This is a genomic window from Streptomyces sp. NPDC029164 (genome assembly GCF_055563995.1).
Genome location: NZ_JBVHWW010000071.1, coordinates 1 through 15,931, shown reverse-complemented (window position 1 = coordinate 15,931; position 15,931 = coordinate 1). Strand labels below are relative to the sequence as shown.

At 73.1% G+C, this 15,931-nt stretch carries 16 protein-coding genes; 6 read left to right on the top strand and 10 right to left on the bottom strand.

The genetic code is table 11. From position 1 onward, the window contains the following. Both ACZ4VT_RS36705 and ACZ4VT_RS36700 read left to right on the top strand, forming a co-directional pair. Positions 1 to 507, top strand: a 507-nt coding sequence (locus ACZ4VT_RS36705) for an adenosylhomocysteinase (RefSeq protein WP_467955700.1), incomplete at its 5' end; no start/stop codon positions are given. 154 nt (positions 508 to 661) lie between these two features. Beyond that, the gene (locus ACZ4VT_RS36700; RefSeq protein ID WP_467955699.1) at positions 662 to 1,291 is read left to right on the top strand and encodes an anthrone oxygenase family protein; all 630 of its coding nucleotides are present in this window, start codon (positions 662 to 664) and stop codon (positions 1,289 to 1,291) included. 177 nt (positions 1,292 to 1,468) lie between these two features. Here ACZ4VT_RS36700 and ACZ4VT_RS36695 read toward each other — a convergent pair whose 3' ends face one another. The 10 genes from ACZ4VT_RS36695 to ACZ4VT_RS36650 all read right to left on the bottom strand — a co-directional run bounded on the left by ACZ4VT_RS36695 (position 1,469) and on the right by ACZ4VT_RS36650 (position 10,393). Further along, positions 1,469 to 1,966, bottom strand: a complete 498-nt coding sequence (locus ACZ4VT_RS36695; protein WP_362814926.1) for an anthrone oxygenase family protein — start codon at positions 1,964 to 1,966, stop codon at positions 1,469 to 1,471. 176 nt (positions 1,967 to 2,142) lie between these two features. Then, on the bottom strand, positions 2,143 to 2,406 hold the full coding sequence (locus ACZ4VT_RS36690) for a hypothetical protein (protein WP_467955698.1): 264 nt from the start codon (positions 2,404 to 2,406) through the stop codon (positions 2,143 to 2,145). A 334-nt stretch (positions 2,407 to 2,740) separates the two neighbouring features. Beyond that, entirely contained in the window at positions 2,741 to 2,995 is a 255-nt protein-coding gene (locus ACZ4VT_RS36685; protein WP_362814930.1) for a hypothetical protein, read from the bottom strand. A gap of 183 nt (positions 2,996 to 3,178) precedes the next feature. Then, complete coding sequence (locus tag ACZ4VT_RS36680; RefSeq protein ID WP_467955697.1) at positions 3,179 to 3,892, bottom strand: CE1759 family FMN reductase; 714 nt, start codon at positions 3,890 to 3,892, stop codon at positions 3,179 to 3,181. Then, on the bottom strand, positions 3,889 to 4,989 hold the full coding sequence (locus ACZ4VT_RS36675; RefSeq protein ID WP_467955696.1) for an LLM class flavin-dependent oxidoreductase: 1,101 nt from the start codon (positions 4,987 to 4,989) through the stop codon (positions 3,889 to 3,891). Before ACZ4VT_RS36675 ends, ACZ4VT_RS36680 begins: the two co-directional genes overlap by 4 nt. Positions 4,990 to 5,075: 86 nt before the next feature. Next, a complete protein-coding gene (locus ACZ4VT_RS36670) occupies positions 5,076 to 5,510 on the bottom strand; it encodes a hypothetical protein (RefSeq protein WP_467955695.1) in 435 nt (144 codons plus the stop codon). Positions 5,511 to 5,708: 198 nt separating this feature from the next. Then, positions 5,709 to 7,322, bottom strand: coding sequence for a phospholipase D-like domain-containing protein (locus ACZ4VT_RS36665; protein ID WP_467955694.1), 1,614 nt, complete (start codon positions 7,320 to 7,322; stop codon positions 5,709 to 5,711). Positions 7,323 to 7,400: 78 nt separating this feature from the next. Further along, positions 7,401 to 8,033, bottom strand: coding sequence for an NUDIX hydrolase (locus ACZ4VT_RS36660; protein ID WP_467955701.1), 633 nt, complete (start codon positions 8,031 to 8,033; stop codon positions 7,401 to 7,403). Between the two features lie 67 nt (positions 8,034 to 8,100). Continuing rightward, positions 8,101 to 9,552, bottom strand: coding sequence for a TerD family protein (locus ACZ4VT_RS36655; RefSeq protein WP_467955693.1), 1,452 nt, complete (start codon positions 9,550 to 9,552; stop codon positions 8,101 to 8,103). A 121-nt stretch (positions 9,553 to 9,673) separates the two neighbouring features. After that, the gene (locus tag ACZ4VT_RS36650; RefSeq protein WP_467955692.1) at positions 9,674 to 10,393 is read right to left on the bottom strand and encodes a hypothetical protein; all 720 of its coding nucleotides are present in this window, start codon (positions 10,391 to 10,393) and stop codon (positions 9,674 to 9,676) included. A 1,827-nt stretch (positions 10,394 to 12,220) separates the two neighbouring features. Here ACZ4VT_RS36650 and ACZ4VT_RS36645 point away from each other — a divergent pair. From ACZ4VT_RS36645 to ACZ4VT_RS36630, 4 genes are all read left to right on the top strand, one after another. Further along, on the top strand, positions 12,221 to 13,141 hold the full coding sequence (locus tag ACZ4VT_RS36645; protein WP_467955691.1) for an NAD-dependent protein deacetylase: 921 nt from the start codon (positions 12,221 to 12,223) through the stop codon (positions 13,139 to 13,141). 606 nt (positions 13,142 to 13,747) lie between these two features. Then, entirely contained in the window at positions 13,748 to 13,909 is a 162-nt protein-coding gene (locus ACZ4VT_RS36640; RefSeq protein WP_467955690.1) for a hypothetical protein, read from the top strand. A gap of 163 nt (positions 13,910 to 14,072) precedes the next feature. Then, entirely contained in the window at positions 14,073 to 14,243 is a 171-nt protein-coding gene (locus ACZ4VT_RS36635) for a hypothetical protein (protein WP_467955689.1), read from the top strand. A 407-nt stretch (positions 14,244 to 14,650) separates the two neighbouring features. After that, positions 14,651 to 15,607 carry a DUF4344 domain-containing metallopeptidase gene (locus ACZ4VT_RS36630; RefSeq protein ID WP_467955688.1) on the top strand — a complete coding sequence of 319 codons (957 nt, stop codon included), beginning with the start codon at positions 14,651 to 14,653 and terminating at the stop codon, positions 15,605 to 15,607. Positions 15,608 to 15,931: the final 324 nt, after the last annotated feature.

Genomic DNA, 15,931 nt, shown 5'->3' with positions numbered 1-15,931 from the left:
GTCGAGAGCGCGGACATCTTCATCACGACCACCGGCAACAAGGACATCATCATGGCCGCCGACATGGCCAAGATGAAGCACCAGGCGATCGTGGGAAACATCGGCCACTTCGACAACGAGATCGACATGGCCGGTCTCGCGAAGATCGACGGCATCGTCAAGGACGAGGTCAAGCCGCAGGTCCACACGTGGAAGTTCCCCGACGGCAAGGTCCTGATCGTGTTGTCCGAGGGCCGTCTGCTGAACCTGGGCAACGCGACCGGGCACCCCTCGTTCGTGATGTCGAACTCCTTCGCGGACCAGACCCTGGCCCAGATCGAGCTCTTCACCAAGCCCGAGGAGTACCCGACCGAGGTCTACGTGCTCCCCAAGCACCTCGACGAGAAGGTCGCCCGCCTCCACCTCGACGCCCTCGGCGTCAAGCTGACCACCCTGCGCCCGGAGCAGGCCGCGTACATCGGCGTGAAGGTCGAGGGCCCGTACAAGCCGGACCACTACCGCTACTGACCGAACCGGCTGCCGAAAGGATCGAGCCACCGGCTCTTGAGGGTCGCTCAAGAGCCGGTGGAAAGCCCATGGCCGGGTGTCCCGGGGAGTGTCACGATCGGACGTCCGTGCCGAGGGAGAGCAGCGCTCCCACCACCCCAGACGAGGATGTCCCATGAACCCCAATCCGGCCGGCAGCCCCCAGCATTACTCCGCCGGAGGCCCCAGCCCGAGCCCGTACGCGACCCAGCCCGGCCCCTACGCCCAGCCCCAGCCCCAGCCCTCCGCCCCGGCACCCGCCGGGCGCGGCAAGATGGCCACCGCCCTCCTGTTGGTCTCCACGGTCCTGGTGGGCCTGATGGCCGGTCTCTTCTTCGCCTTCGACGTCTCGGTGATGCCGGGTCTGGCGGCGGGCGACGAGCGCACCTACGTCACCGCGATGCAGAACTTCAACTCGGCGATCGACGGCAACGGGATCTTCGGCATGGCCTTCGTGCTCGCCCTGCTGCTGTCGGCGGCCTCGGCGGTCGTCGAGTTCCGGGGCGGCCGCCGCAACGTGGCGGTCTGGGTCGGTGCGGCTGCCGTCGTCTACCTCGTCGTCCTGATGATCACCTTCTCCGTGAACATCCCGCTGAACAACGAACTGGCCGACGCGGGTGACGCCTCGAAGCTGACGGACTTCTCGATCGTGGAGAAGTTCAAGGGCACCTGGGTCTCCACCAACATCGTCCGCACCCTGCTGTGCACGGCGGCCCTGACGGCTCTCTCCCGTGCCCTCGTCCTGTACGGCCGCGCCACCCGCTGAAACCGCGGCCCCACCCTCCCCCCACCGCACCACCACGAAGTCCCCCGGCCACCCGACCGGGGGACTTCGTGTGTCCCGTCCCCCTGGCCGGCCGGGGGGACGGCCTGGCCGGGGGGACGGCCTGGCCGGGGGGACGGCCGCCAGGGGCAGCCCGTGTGGGGGCAGCCGGTGTGGGGGTCAGCCGGTCTGGCCGTGCAGGTACAGGGCCCAGGACAGGAAGCCCACGGAGGCCGTGCACAGCAGGGTGCGCCACACGTTGGCCCGGGCCCAGGGGCCCTCGAAGGCGCGGCGGACGGCGGCGGGGTCGGCGATGCGGGCGACCGGGCCGGCCTTCTCCAGCATGTTGTTCAGCGGGATGTTCACCTTGTTGGTGACGCCCATCGAGACGATGTAGCAGACCAGGGCCGCGATCAGCGGCGGCAGCACCTCGCGTCCGTCGGACGGGACGTGCAGGGCCAGGGCCAGCGCGGTGAACAGGAACGCCCCGATGTAGCCGAGGACGAACCAGCCGTTCAGGATGGCCACGTTGATGCGCTGCATGACCTCGATGACCGTACGGTCGTCGGTGCGCTTCAGGCCCGGCATCACGGAGACGGAGAAACCGTAGAAGAGGCCACTGACCAGTCCCGTGGTGACAGTGGCGGCGATGAGCGAGGCCAGGCGTGCGGTCTCCATCGTGCGTCCCCCTGTTCGTCCGTCCGCGGAGTCTCTCGGTCATCGATTCTTCGGGAACGGGTCATCGAATCGTCAAGTCATGGGGATCATACGGGCGCGGTGGCCTCCGGCGGTGTGCGATTCGAGCGGCCTTCGAGTGGATCTCAAGCGGTGCGTCACCGGTGGCACGGCCCGCCTCAGGGGGCGGGCGGGGTCCGGCCGGCGGGCAGGCCGGACCGGGCGAGGACGGTGGCCAGGCTGTAGTGGTCCGGGGCGGAGGTGATCCGGCAGTGGTGTGCGTCGAGGCCGAGGACGGTGGTCACCGGCACGGCGAACGGCTTGGGCGCGCCCTTGAGGTGGCCGGAGTACAGGGCCCGGACGGTGCCGCGGTCCCCGTCGGGGCGGGTGGCGCGGACGGTGACGCGGACGTCGGCTATGAGGTGCCGGCGCGGGCCTTCCACCCGGCGATCTCGTGCCGGCCGCGGAAGGTGACGGCCCCGGCTTGGCCGGTGTGGGTGCGCAGCGGTCGCGATGCCGTGGTCGGTGCTCCTTCGCGAGGGGCGGGCGGTGTGGTGTGGTGGTGTGGTGCCTCGTGCGGGTGCGGGCGGGCAGCGTTCACGGCACACGGCCTGGCGGCGGGTGCTGTCCACTCTCCAGTGCCTGGGGGGCCGGTGACTGCCCAGCCCTGTCCATCCGTGTCCACGGGGATGCCGGCGGCCGTCTCCCCGGGGGCGGACGCGCCGCGGGGGCGGGCCGACATGGCTGTCGGTCCGCCCCCGTGGTGTGCCGTTCGGGTCAGGCGCCCAGGTGGTGCCCCTTCACCCATTCCTTCTCGCTGTCGGTGACACAGTTCGAGGTGTAGGTGGGGCCGGTGTACCCGGGACGGCTCTGGGGCACCGCGGCGAGCGTGGAGCAGTTCGACGAGGAGGCCGCGTGACCGCCGGAGAAGTAGTCGATGTCGACCCCGTCGTTGGCCAGGGCGGCACCGGCCCCGCCCAGCAGGATGCCGGCGGCCAGGACGGAGGCGGTGACAGCAGAACGAATACGCATGACTCCCCTAAAGATGTCTGGAACGGCGCGCCTGTCGATGTGCGCGTCGGCCGGTCCAACCGTCAAGGGGTGTCGGCGGGAACGGTGGTTCACTCCAATGCCCGCGGCAGTATCGTTTCTGTATTTCGCGCTCCCTCGCACTCCCCGCTGTACCACCGTGCGCCGTATGCGGCCCCGGTGTGGCTACTCGACGCTCAGCGCGGCCAGTCTCTGTGCGAAGGGCACCACCTCGAAGCCGTCCGCCCGGTCCACCGAGGTGATCGCCCCGGTCGGTGAGCGGGGTGCGATCGCCGCGGCGGTGTCGACGTCCGGGGCGGTGGCGCGGGCGGTATCCCCGGCCGCGGCGCGGGTGGTGTCGTGGGGGGTGGCGCGGGTGGTGTCGTGGGGGGTGGGTGTCATGAGGCGTGCCAGTTCCGCGCCCGCCCGGGAGATCCGCTGGGCCAGCCCCTCCTGGCCCCAGTCCTGCGAGGCCGCGTACACGGCGGTCGGCGGGAGGAGCGCGCGCAGGTGGGTGAAGAGCGGGCGCAGGGCGTGTTCGGTGACCAGGGAGTGCCGGGGGGTGGCGCCGGTGGCGCCGAGGAGGACCGGTTTCCCGGTGAGGGCGTCCTTGTCGATGAGGTCGAAGAACGACTTGAACAGGCCGCTGTAGGAGGCCGCGAACACCGGGGTGACGGCGATGAGGCCGTCCGCGGCCGCCACCGCGTCGAGTGCGGCGGCCAGGCGGGCGGGCGGGAAGCCGGTGACGAGGTGCTGGGCGATCTCCGTCGCCAGGTCCCGCAGCTCGATCACCTCGGGCTCGGCGTCCGTGTGCCGCAGGGTCGCGGCCGTGAGCCGGTCGGCGAGCAGCCGGGTCGAGGAGGGTGAGCTCAGCCCGGCCGATACGACGATGAGTCTCATGCCTGCGCGCTCTCCTTCTCGCTCGTGCGGGCCGCTGCCACGCGGGCGGGGTGGGTGGGGGCGTCCGGTACGCCGGCGGGGCGCAGGTTCGCGAACTCCTTGCGCAGGACCGGTACGACCTCTTCGCCGAGGAGGTCGAGCTGTTCCAGGACGGTCTTCAGGGGCAGGCCCGCGTGGTCCATCAGGAAGAGCTGGCGCTGGTAGTCGCCGGCGTAGTCGCGGAAGGACAGGGTGCGTTCGATGACCTGCTGGGGGGAGCCGACGGTGAGCGGGGTCTGGGCGGTGAACTCCTCCAGGGAGGGGCCGTGGCCGTAGACGGGGGCGTTGTCGAAGTAGGGGCGGAACTCGCGGAGGGCGTCCTGGGAGTTGTGGCGCATGAAGACCTGGCCGCCGAGTCCGACGATGGCCTGTTCGGGGGTGCCGTGGCCGTAGTGGGCGTAGCGCTGCCGGTAGAGGCTGACCATCTGTGCGGTGTGGGAGGCGGGCCAGAAGATGTTGTTGTGGAAGAAGCCGTCGCCGTAGTAGGCGGCCTGTTCGGCGATCTCCGGTGAGCGGATGGAGCCGTGCCACACGAAGGGTGCGACGCCGTCCAGGGGGCGGGGGGTGGAGGTGAAGGACTGCAGCGGGGTGCGGAACTTGCCCTTCCAGGTGACGGTGTCCTCGTCCCACAGGCGGCGCAGCAGGGCGTAGTTCTCGACGGCGAGGTCGATGCCGTCGCGGATGTCCTTGCCGAACCAGGGGTAGACCGGTCCGGTGTTGCCGCGGCCCATCATCACGTCGACGCGGCCGTCCGCGAGGTGCTGGAGCGTCGCGAAGTCCTCGGCGATCTTCACCGGGTCGTTGGTGGTGATCAGCGTCGTCGACGTGGACAGGATCAGGTTCTGGGTGCGTGCGGCGATGTAGCCGAGCATCGTCGTCGGTGAGGAGGGGACGAACGGCGGGTTGTGGTGCTCGCCGGTGGCGAAGACGTCGAGGCCGACTTCCTCGGCCTTCTGCGCGATGGCGAGGATCGCCTTGATGCGCTCGTGCTCGCCGGGCACGCGTCCGGTCGTCGGATCGGCGGTGACGTCACCGACGGTGAAGATCCCGAACTGCATGACTCCCCTTCCCAGGATTGTTGACAATTCAACCACACCTGGGAACGGGGAGCCCGGCCGCGCTATTCCCGGCGGGGCGCGCCCCGTCACTTGGCCTTCAGGTCGCCCCTGATCATGGAGACGGCGGCGGCGAGCCGGCTGAGGCCCTTCTGCACCTCGCGGATGCCCTCACCGGCCCGGGGCTGGTCGTTCCGGCCGGCTCCGGCCACGCACTCGCCCCCTCCGTGTTCGAAGGCGGTCAGGGCTTCCTTCCAGAACCCCTGGGCGTTCCCGTTCGGGGGTGGGCCGAACTTCTCGGCCTTCGCGACCTCGGCGAGCAGGTCCTGGCAGGCGGGCCCGTAGGTGTCCAGCGGGCGCCCGTAGACCTCGTTGACGCGGCCCGAGGTGTCGGAAAGGCCTTTGACCCGGTCGTCGCCTCCCGAGGACCACCAGTCCTCCAGCTCCTTCGCCGGGCTCGAACTGCACCCGGCGAGCAGCACCACGGCGGTGACGGCAGTGAGCAGGCGAACGCGTGAACGCATGGAACCCCCCTGGTACGGTCGCGTCGATGCTGCCAGGAACCACCGCCCCGGGCAGGGCCAACGCCGAAATCCGTCGCACCGCGGCGCCCGGGGAGCCGCCGGAGCCCGCCCAGCCCCGGCCCCGGCCCCGGCCCCGGCGCGGGCGGGGGCGGGGGCGGGGGCGGGCCGGGGCTGGGCGGGGGCGGGGTGGGGGTGGGGTCAGCTCTGGCAGAGGCCGCGGGCGTAGTCGTGGGTCGCGGTGGCCTGGGAGTAGCGCCACTGCGGGTCCAGGAGGTCGCTCTTGAGCTGTCCGGCCGCGGCCGGGCTCTCGACGATGTACCCGAAGTCCTGCAGCCAGGACGGGTACAGGTTCTTGGAGCCGATGTAGAAGGCCGATCCGTCGACCGCGACCAGCTTGTGGTGCTGGGCGTAGGGCTTGCCGTCGGCCCAGGTCGGCTGGTCGGAGGCGCGGAAGGTGGCGAGCTGGAGGTTCTCGCACATCGCCGTCCGCGCGCGGGAGCCGTCACCGGTCAGGGCCATCAGGCGGCCGTGCAGGGCGTCGCCGACCTCGGAGAGCGACTTGATCTGCGAGTAGCCGCCGCTGCCGATGGTGCCGCGGTTGGCCGGGTCGCTCACCACGATGCGGACCTTCACCCCGGAGACGAGCTTCGCGGCGAGGGCGTCGTAGAGGCGGACGTCGTAGCGGGGCAGCGGCGGGCAGGTGGCGTGCACGTCCTGCTGGGAGATCTCGATGTGCGAGGTCGCGCTGGAGACCAGGGCGCGCAGGGCGCTCTCCTCCGGGTTGACGGTGTCGTAGTCCCGGTCGGCGTTGGTCCGGTCCGCCACCCCGATGCCGCACTTGGTGTCGCCGGCCGTGGGCAGGACCGGGCGGAAGGAGGAGGTGGGGTCGCTCTGGCGGATGCCGACGCCGAGGCCGCCGACGGCGAGCGCGGGCACCTCTCCCCCGCCCTGGGGGGAGGCGGGCCGGGGCAGGGAGGGCATGCAGTCCGCGCCGGGCGAGGCGGCGAACCACACCGAGGTCCAGCTGCTCTTGTTGCGGCAGGTCCAGTCCCACAGGGTGTCCAGGTAGCGGCCCGCGGAGCCCGCGGCGGGCCCCGACAGCGCGAGGTCGACGTCGCTGACCGGGTGGGTGGTCTCCAGGTAGTCGTCCTTCCAGCTGTTGATGCCGCCGGTGATCACCGAAGTGCCGTCCACGACGACCAGCTTGGAGTGGTTCCAGGAGAACGCGGTCTTCGAGGTGGTCATCGAGGCCACGTTGAGGGTGATGTTGCCCGCGGCGGCCGGTCCCAGCTTCGCGATCAGCTCGTCCCGGTAGGACGAGGGGATCACCGTGGAGTGGTAGACGGGCGCCGCGCCCACCATGATGCGCACCTTCAGGCGGTTGCCCTTCTGCGCCGATTCCCTCAGGCCCGCGACGATCGCCTCCTGGTAGCCGCCGTTGGGGAACGGCGCCAGCGTCGATATGTCCACCGTCTGGCGGGCGGCGGCGATGTCCTGGCGCGTCTTCTCCAGGAGACGGCGCGATCCGGGCCGCTCCGCGCACGTGGCATCGCCCCAGCAGCCGGGGGTCTGCAGCAGCCAGTCGGCGCCGCCGGGGGTGGAGGAGCCCAGCCGGTTGCCGGAGGTCCGCTCCCACACCGACCCCTCCAGGCCCGGCGAGACCTGACGCAGGGTCTGCTCGACGGAGTCCAGGTGCGGGGTGGGCGCGTCCGCGGCGAACGCGGGGGCGCAAGCGGCGGCGGCCAGGAGGGAGAAGCCGAGTGCGAGGGCCGAGGTGGAGACGAGGGCCGTCGTACGGACGGTGCGTGCCAATGTGGTTCCTTGACTGGGGGGTGGCTCTGGCCGGGAGCATGGCCGGCCACACCCCCGACCTTGATCAACTCGCGTAAGTTACCAGTACGTAGCGCTCTGTTCACCCGCCCCGGGCGAGTTCCGGCCACCCGCAGCCCCCGCGGTGCTGTCGCGAGGGTCGTCCGGGGCTTCGAGGGCCCCGGCGATGAGGCCGTGGATGAGGAACTCCCCCGGCCCGCGGTTCTCCCCGGGGCGGGCGAGGCTCTCGCGGCCGAACCAGTCGCGGGCGCCGCGCCTGGTCCGCTCCAGGGCCGGGTGGTCCAAGCCGGCCTCGACCTCGACGAGATGGTCCCCCTCGTGCCGCGGTCCGCCGCCGCAGTTCCCCGTCGTCGTCCCCCGCCCGTCGTCCCCCGTCGTCGTCCCCCGTCCGGGTCGTGACGGACAGGCGCGCCGTGCCCGGGTCGGGCGCCGGCCGGTCTCCTCCCCTACCTCGCGTGCGAGGCCCTCCAGGACCGTTTCCCCGTCCTCGAGGTGACCACTTGCGGTGTCCCGGCTGTCGGGGTGGAGCCGCCGGTCCGCGCTCCGCTTCTGCGCGAAGGCCTCGCCCTTGTGGTTGAGGATGACGGCGCCGACGGTCCAGACCTCGCCCGGTGCGGGATCGGGTACTTCGACGCCGCCGTCGACGGTGAACGACCGGCGGCCGACGGCCGACGGGCATGCCCGCCGGCGCAGGCCGGGCGCGCGCAGCGTGGGGGCGCGTGCGCAGCGTGGGGGGCGTGGGGGCGCGTGCGGGGCGTCCTCAGAGTGTGCGGAGCTTCATGCGCCATGAGCCCTCGGCGTCGATGAAGCGCAGCAGGAGGGGGCCCTCGGGGAGCGGGGTGCTCACCCTGGCGCCGCGGCCGGCCTCGTTGACCAGGAGGCTCTCGGGGGCCTCGGCGATGCTCGTGTGAGCGGCGACCTCGTACCCGTACATGCAGCAGAGGCTGCCGCCGGTCTCGTCGCGGAGCCGGACCTTGAGGTCGGCCACCGGCCCCGTGTAGAGCAGTGCCTCGGGACCGCGGCCGGTCAGCTCACGCCCGGGCTCGAGCCTGCGGGCGTCGGCGAGCGGCCTGAAGGTCAGTGTCCAGCGGTGGGCCGCCTGGATGCGCAGGCGCAGCGGGCGGCCTTCGCTCGGTTCGACGGCCGCACGGCCGCGGAAGTCCTTCAGCGTGGAGTTGAAGACCAGTTGATCGTCCTTGTTGTGCCGGTTCAGGCGTTCCACGCAAAGGTAGTCGTCGCCCTCGTGGGTCATCTCGACCAGGACGGGACCGGGCGGGACACGGTCGGCGGTGACGACCTGTCTCCCCTTGCCCTCGATGGTGTAGGGCTCGAAGACCGGACCGAAGGTCCACCCGCCGGCGGAACGGGCATGGGGATGGGGGTGGGGGTGGGGGTGGGTCGGTGCGAGGAGGGCCGGACCGCCGGCGGATCCGGGCGGGGACGGCAGGAAGGGGGGCGGGTCACTGGTCTTGGACACCCCCGTGAGCAGAACCGGACCCGGCGACGGCGAAACCGCAGCCGGTACGGGTGCGGGTGCCGGTGCGGCCGGTACGGGCGCGGGTGCGGCCGGTACGGGTGCGGGTGCGGCCGGCACGGGTGCGGGTGCGGCCGGCACGGGTGCGGGTGCGGCCGGCACGGGTGCGGGTGCGGCCGGCACGGGTGCGGGTGCGGCCGGCACGGGTGCGGGTGGTGCGGTGGTCACCTTGATGCCGTAGTCCGCGGTGAGGCCCGCGAGCCCGCAGGCGTAACCCTGGCCCACCGCGCGGAACTTCCAGCCGCCCGCGCGGCGGTAGAACTCGCCGAAGACGAACGCGGTCTCGGTCGTGGCGTCGGTGACGGTGTAGCGCAGGACCGAGACGCCGTTCGGCGCGAACGCCTCCACGGTCGGCCGTGTCAGGGCGCCGACGGTGCCGCTGTCCGTCGAGCAGACGACGAGGACGCGTTCGATGTCCGCCTCGATGTGCGGCAGATCGAGGTCGAGCCACTGGGCGCAGGCGTCGTGGGGGTCGCGTGCGTGCCGTACGGCGGTCGAGGGGTGGGCCGGCCGGCCCTGGAAGACCACGTCGGTGTCCCCGCGTGCCGTGCCGTTGGCGTCCAGCAGCAGGGCGGCGGCCTCGACCAGTGGTGCTCCGGGGCGTGGTTCATGGCGCACGGCGACGCGGAGGGCGACGGTGGGGACGTAGGAGTTGGCCCCCTTGGCTATGTGGCTCATGCCGGACATCATGCGGGATGCGCTTGAGGGAGGCGATCATTCCTCTTGGGTGTGCCGGGCCCGCCCCCCCTTTTTCCGGGTGTGGCCCCTGCCTGGTGGCGGGGTGTTCAGGAGGGGGTGTTCAGGCGGGGGTGTTCCAGGCGGTGGTGAGTCCGTCCAGCCATGCGGGCGGCAGGGCCGCGGCGTCCCATTCCTCGCGCAGTTCCCGCGGCGCGGCCAGGAGCCGTTCCAGTACGGCGATGCTCGTGACGGAGTGCAGGAGCGAGTAGCGGCCGTGCACCGTGATGGCGCTGCCCGGTCCGTAGGCGGCGAACAGGCGCTCCAGGCGGGCTTGGTGGGTGGTGGCGAACGCGGTCAGGTGCCCGGTGTAGCCGGCCCGCCGGCGGGGGCTCATCGTGGCGAGGACGGCGGCGAGGACCTCGTCGGTCACCTCCGGGTCCAGCTCCGAGACGGCGGTGAGCGACAGGTACAGGGGGGTGACCGCAACCCTGGCCCGCTCCACTTCCATCCGTCCGGCCCGGCGCCGCTCCCCCGGCGGCCCGTCCGCGCCCACGATGTCCGTCAGGGTCCGCTCGGTGAGGGCGCCGAGGCCGTCCAGGAGGGCGGCGGCGCCGTCCTGCCAGCCCGCCGCGTAGGCCTGGCCCTTGTCCGCGGGCGCATTGCGGTCGCCGCTCAGTTCCTCGTGTGCCAGGGCCAGGGCGCCCGCTTCCAGGAGCCCGATCAGTTGCCGCGCGTCACCGGAGGGGACTCCCGTCCGCGCGAGGAGCTGCAGCAGCGTCGTCCTCGCGTTGTCGACACTGACCTCGTCCGGCCACTGCCGTCCCTCGTCGGCCGCGCTCATCGGGTCCTCCTGATCGCTCGGGTGGTGCGGTGGGTGCAAGGCATCGCTCCCTTCGATGATCCAACGTCCGGCGCCCGGGCTGTGCTCCCGGCGGCCCGGCCACCCTTTCACCTCTCGTACCGCCAGGGGTACCGGCTTCCCGCGGGTCGGCGCGTACGGGGAACGCAGAGGCCGGGGGCGGGACGGCACCGGCGATCAGGGCGAGCCGGAGGAGGCGGCGGGTGGCAGCAGCGCCGGCGGCGCGGATGCCGGCCATGGGCGCCGGCCGCGGGTACCGGCCGCGGGTACCGGGGGGACTACCGGCTGGGTACCGGGGCCGGGGTACCGGCCTCGGGTACCGGGGCCGGGGTACCGGCCTCGGGTACCGGGCGCCACACGGGGGTACCGGCCGCGGGTACCGGGGGAACCGTACCGGCTGGGTACCGGGGCCGGGGTACCCGGCCGCGGGTACCGGGGTACCGGCCACGGGTAGTAGCCGGGGGACCGTACCGGCCGCGGGTAGTCCGGGGGACCGTACCGGCCGCGGGTACCGGGCACCGGGTTGGGGTACGGGACTCCGCAGGTACCGGGACGCGGGTACCGGGGGGCCGGCGGAACCCGGGTACCGGCCGCGGGTACTGGGGGGACCGGCCGCGGGTACCGGGGCACCCACCCGGATTGGGGTACCCGGACTCCGCAGGTACCGGGACGCGGGTACCCGGCCGCGCGGTGGTACCGGACTCCGCAGGTACCGGCCGCAAGTACCGGGTCCCGGTATCGGGTGCGGGCGGGTACCGGTTCCCGAGTGAGTACCGGGGGCGGGTACTTACTCCGGGTGGGTACCGGCGTTGGGCCGACGGTACCCCGGTACCGGTGGCGGGGGTGGGGGCCTGGTGGGCGACGGCGGGTACCGGCCCTGGGTACTGGTTGTGGTGGCGGTGAGGTCTCGGGGTACCGGTACCGGCGGGCGCGGGCCGGGGTACCGGGGGCTCCTATACCGGGTACGGCGGGTACCGGCCGTGGGTACCGGCGGTGGTGGAGTCCGGGTACCGGGCCCGTGGGTACGGGGGGTGGGGAGTGCGGGGTTACCGGATCCCCGTGGGTACGGGGGTGGCGGGTACCTGTCGGCGGGGTGCCGGGGGGAGAGCGGGTACCGGCCGTGGGTACCGGCGGGGAACGGTGGTACCGGCGCGTGGGTACCGGTGGGGGCGGGTACCGGCCGGGCCGCGGGTACCGGGGGCGGTACCGGCCGGTGGGTACCGGGGGCGCCGTGGGTAGCGGGGCCGGCGGCGGGTACCCGGTCCGTGAGTACCGGGGCCGGTACCGGCCGTGGAGTACCGGGGGGCGGGTACCGCCCCCGTGGAAGTACCCGGGGGCCGGCCGACGGGTACCGGGGGTACCAGCCGTGGGGTGCCGGCCGTGGGGTGCCGGGGCGAGGAAGAGTAGTGGGTGGGGAAGAGGGGGGTGAGGCCGGCGAGGGTGGCGGCGGGCGCGAGGGCGGACTGCCGGGCGGTGATCATGACCCTGCTGCCCACACCGGGCGCGGGGGCGGCGGGCACGTGCGGCGAGCATCAGGCGTATCGGCACGGGCCGTTGGAGGCCCCGGCCCGGGCCGGGTGAGGAACACACCGGGGGCGAGTGCGGCCGGCCCCAGGCCGGGCCACCGGTGGTGCACGGTGGCCGGCAGGACGGCGACGCCGGCCGCCTGGACGAGGCCGCCGGCGGTGACGGTACGGCCGGCCGCCGACGCGGGTGAGTGACCGGGCGCGGCCCGCCCGGACGGCGGGCGATGCGGGGATGGGGCTGGTGGGGGCGGGGGGTGGGGGGTGGTGTGCGTACGCTGGCTGCATGCGTATGCGTCCCACGCTGAGCTGGACCCCGACCGAGGGCCTGCGGCCCGGCAGCACGGACTGGGGGCCGCTCGCCGAGGCGCTGCGGGCCGGCGGGGTGCTGGTGCTCAGCGGGGCGGGCCTGTCCACGGAGTCGGGCATCCCCGACTACCGGGGTGAGGGCGGGAGTCTGAGCCGGCACACCCCGATGACCTACCAGGAGTTCACCGCCGATGCCGGGGCCCGGCGCCGGTACTGGGCGCGCAGTCACCTGGGCTGGCGGACCTTCGGCCGTGCCCGGCCCAATGCCGGGCACCGGGCCGTGGCGGCGTTCGGGCACCACGGTCTGCTCTCGGGAGTGATCACCCAGAACGTCGACGGTCTGCACCAGGCGGCCGGCAGCCGGGACGTGGTGGAACTGCACGGGGGCCTGGAGAGGGTCGTCTGTCTTTCCTGCGGTGCGTTCGGCTCGCGCCGTGAACTCGCCCGGCGCCTCCAGGACGCCAACGCGGGCTACGCGCCGGTGACGGCGCGGCTGAACCCGGACGGTGACGCCGACCTCACCGACGAACAGGCCGCCACCTTTCGTGTGGTGCCCTGCTCGCGGTGTGGCGGCGTCCTCAAACCGGACGTGGTGTTCTTCGGCGAAGGCGTTCCGCCGGGGCGGGTCGAGCAGTGCCGCGAACTGGTCGCCGGGGCGACCTCGCTGCTGGTCCTGGGCTCCTCGCTGACGGTGATGTCGGGCCTGCGGTTCGTCCGCCAGGCAGCCCAGGCCGGCAAGCCCGTACTGATCGTCAACCGGGACGCGACCCGCGGCGACCAACACGCCGCCACCCGGGTCGCCCTCCCCCTGGGCACGACCCTCACCGCCCTCGCCGAACAACTGGACATCCCCATCGACGAGACCGGGGCACGGGCCGGGGCCGGGGCCGGGGACTGAGAGGCGAGGCTGGGACGGGCCGGGGACGGGACTGACGGCCGAGACCGGGACGGGGCCCGGGTCGGGGTCCGGGTCGGAGCGTGAAGGGCGAGGCTGGTGCCGGGGACGGGCTGAGGGGCAAGGCCCAGGCCAGGGACGGGCTGAGCGGCGAGGCCGGGGCCGGGGACGGGGACGGGGCGTGAAGGGCAAGGCCCAGGCCGGGGCCGGACTGAGCGGCGAGGCCGGGCCAGGCTGAGGGGCGAGGCCGGGGACCGGCTGAGGGGCAAGGCCCAGGCCGGGGACGGGCTGAGGGGCAAGGCCCAGGCCCGGGGCCGGGGACTGAGAAGCGAGGCCCAGGCCCGGGGCCGGGGACTGAGAAGCGAGGCCCAGGCCCGGGGCCGGGGACTGAGAAGCGAGGCCGGGGACAGGGCCGGGGACGGGGCGTGAAGGGCAAGGCCCAGGCCGGGGCCGGACTGCGCGGCGAGGCCGGGCTGGGCGAGACCGTCCGGGTGCCGTCCGGGTGTGGTCGGGGCTGCTCCGGCATGGCGGCGTAGTGCGGCGGCACGGTGCGGCGGCGCGGTGCGGCGGATGCTGGCGGTGATGCCTCCAACCCGGGAGAGGGGACCCGTGGACGAGAGCAGCCCTCAGGGAACCCGTAGGCCCGCACCCGCCGGGACGGGCCGTGACCCCGCCGGCCAGGCCGACGTCATCGGGATAGGACTCGCCGCCGTGCTGACGTCCGCACTCGCCCAGGGCTCCTGGCAGTGGTTCGCCACCTTCATCGGGTGACGCGCTCTTCTCGGTGGTGTCCGCCTTCCAGGGACGGCCGGCGTGGACGCCCGGCCCACGGTCGCCGTACATGCGTGTCCTGGTCGCGTACTGGCTGGCCGTCAGCCTGTGTATGGCGATCGCGCCGGCCCCCATGCTGCAGCGCTGGGAGTGACAGTTCCCGATGCCGGGAACACGCAGCGGGTGCGAGGGGATGGGCCGCTACGAGGTCCTGCGGACACGGACGGCCGTGGCAGACCTCGCCGGCCGGGACGCCGCCGCTCTGGCCTACGCGCAGGAGCAGCAGCGCGGCCAGGCCGTCGCCGACTGCCCGGCCGCGACGACGACACTGTGACTGCCCCGGTACGGAGCCGGGGCGGCCGTACTGGGGGGTGCGTGTACGTGGTCCTTCGACCGGAACCGGTCGCGGGCCTCCGCCCGGGCGCAGGTCCGCCCGCCCGCGGCGGCGGACACGCGAACCCCGCCCGACAGCAGCACAGACCGACTGACCTGCGGCGCGGTCCGGAGCCGGCCTGACCCCCCGGCGGCACACGACTCCCCGGCCGGCACACGCCCCCCGGGCGGCACACGACCCGCGGCGGCAGCGGCAGCAGTGCCTGCGCGGCGGGCCGTCACCCGGCTGGCGGACATGCGCGGGCCGGAGCGGCGGGCCCTCACCCGGCTGGCGGACATGCGCGGGCCGGGGCGGCGGCACGGCACCAGGCTGTGACCGAGGACGTACCGCGCCGAGGGGTGACAGCGGTGGGAGCAGCCAGGATGCGGGCGGTGGCCGCCGCTGCGGTCGCGAGCGTGGCGGTGGCCCTCGCCGCGGGCTGCTCGTCCCCCGGCGACGGCTCCCCCAACCCACGGACACCGGACACCGTGCGCACCCCAGCCACCCCAGCCACCCCGGCCACCCCGGCCACCCCGGCCACCCCACCCTTCCCGTCTTTCCCGTTCTCTGCGTCCTCTCCGGCGGGTCAGGGCCGGCTGATCCCGAGGTACGAGGACGGCAGGACGGCCCAGGACCGGCGGACCCAGAGGTTCCTGCAGGACAACGAGGTGCTGGAACACGTCACCGCGTTCGCCAACGAGCGGATCGCGCTCGCCTACGACGTACCCGTCATCGCGAAGAGCTGCGGCGGGGCCAACGCCTCCTGGGACCCGCGGGCGAGGGACATCACGTACTGCTACGAGCTCGTCCAGGAGACACGGCCCGTCTTCCGGGAACAGGCCGTACGGGAGGGCGCCAGCGCGGCGGCCCGGGCCAAGGCCGCGGACGACGGCGTCATCGGGTTCTCCAACGGGGTGCTCCTGCACGAGCTCGGTCACGCCCTGGTCGACATGTACGACCTGCCGATCACCGGCAAGGAGGAGGACGCCGTCGACCAGCTCGCCACGCTGCTGCTGGCCACCGGCGGCGCACAGCACATCGACTACGCGGTGAGCACCATCAACGCCTGGGGTGCGCTGGCCGACGCACAGGAAGCCGGGGACCTCTCCGGCCTGTTCTCCGACGAACACTCACTCAGCGCACAGCGCTTCTACAACGAGATCTGCTGGCTGTACGGCTCGAACCCCGATGCCTTCGCGTCGGCCGTCATCGCCGTGGGCAACCCGGACGGTGTGCTGCCGCAGCTTCGGGCCGAGGGCTGCCGGCACGAGTACGAGCAGATCGAGAAATCGTGGAACACGCTCCTCGAGCCGTATCTGAAATAGCCCCGGCACACACGAACACGCCCAGCCAGACCAAGGCTCCAGCACACACGAACACGCCCAGCCAGACCAAGACTCCAGCACACACGAACACGCCCAGCCAGACCAAGGTTCCGGCACACACGAGGACGCCCGGCCAGACCAAGGCTCCGGCACACACGAAGACGCTCGGCCGGGAGGAGGTTCCGGCCGAGCGTCTTCGGTGTGGGTGTGCTGGGTGCTGGCTGCCGGGTGCTGGGTGCCGGGTGCTGGTGGGTTTAGTACCAGTGGTTGGCGGACCAGAAGTTCCAGGCGCCGACGGGGCTGCCGTAGCGCTCGTTCATGTAG

Excerpts from the sequence above, each read along its gene's own strand:
- ACZ4VT_RS36700 (WP_467955699.1), top strand. The coding sequence starts at position 662 with ATGAACCCCAATCCGGCCGGCAGCCCCCAGCATTACTCCGCCGGAGGC.
- ACZ4VT_RS36695 (WP_362814926.1), bottom strand. The coding sequence starts at position 1,966 with ATGGAGACCGCACGCCTGGCCTCGCTCATCGCCGCCACTGTCACCACG.
- ACZ4VT_RS36685 (WP_362814930.1), bottom strand. The coding sequence starts at position 2,995 with ATGCGTATTCGTTCTGCTGTCACCGCCTCCGTCCTGGCCGCCGGCATC.
- ACZ4VT_RS36680 (WP_467955697.1), bottom strand. The coding sequence starts at position 3,892 with ATGAGACTCATCGTCGTATCGGCCGGGCTGAGCTCACCCTCCTCGACC.
- ACZ4VT_RS36675 (WP_467955696.1), bottom strand. The coding sequence starts at position 4,989 with ATGCAGTTCGGGATCTTCACCGTCGGTGACGTCACCGCCGATCCGACG.
- ACZ4VT_RS36670 (WP_467955695.1), bottom strand. The coding sequence starts at position 5,510 with ATGCGTTCACGCGTTCGCCTGCTCACTGCCGTCACCGCCGTGGTGCTG.
- ACZ4VT_RS36655 (WP_467955693.1), bottom strand. The coding sequence starts at position 9,552 with ATGAGCCACATAGCCAAGGGGGCCAACTCCTACGTCCCCACCGTCGCC.
- ACZ4VT_RS36650 (WP_467955692.1), bottom strand. The coding sequence starts at position 10,393 with ATGAGCGCGGCCGACGAGGGACGGCAGTGGCCGGACGAGGTCAGTGTC.
- ACZ4VT_RS36645 (WP_467955691.1), top strand. The coding sequence starts at position 12,221 with ATGCGTATGCGTCCCACGCTGAGCTGGACCCCGACCGAGGGCCTGCGG.
- ACZ4VT_RS36635 (WP_467955689.1), top strand. The coding sequence starts at position 14,073 with ATGCCGGGAACACGCAGCGGGTGCGAGGGGATGGGCCGCTACGAGGTC.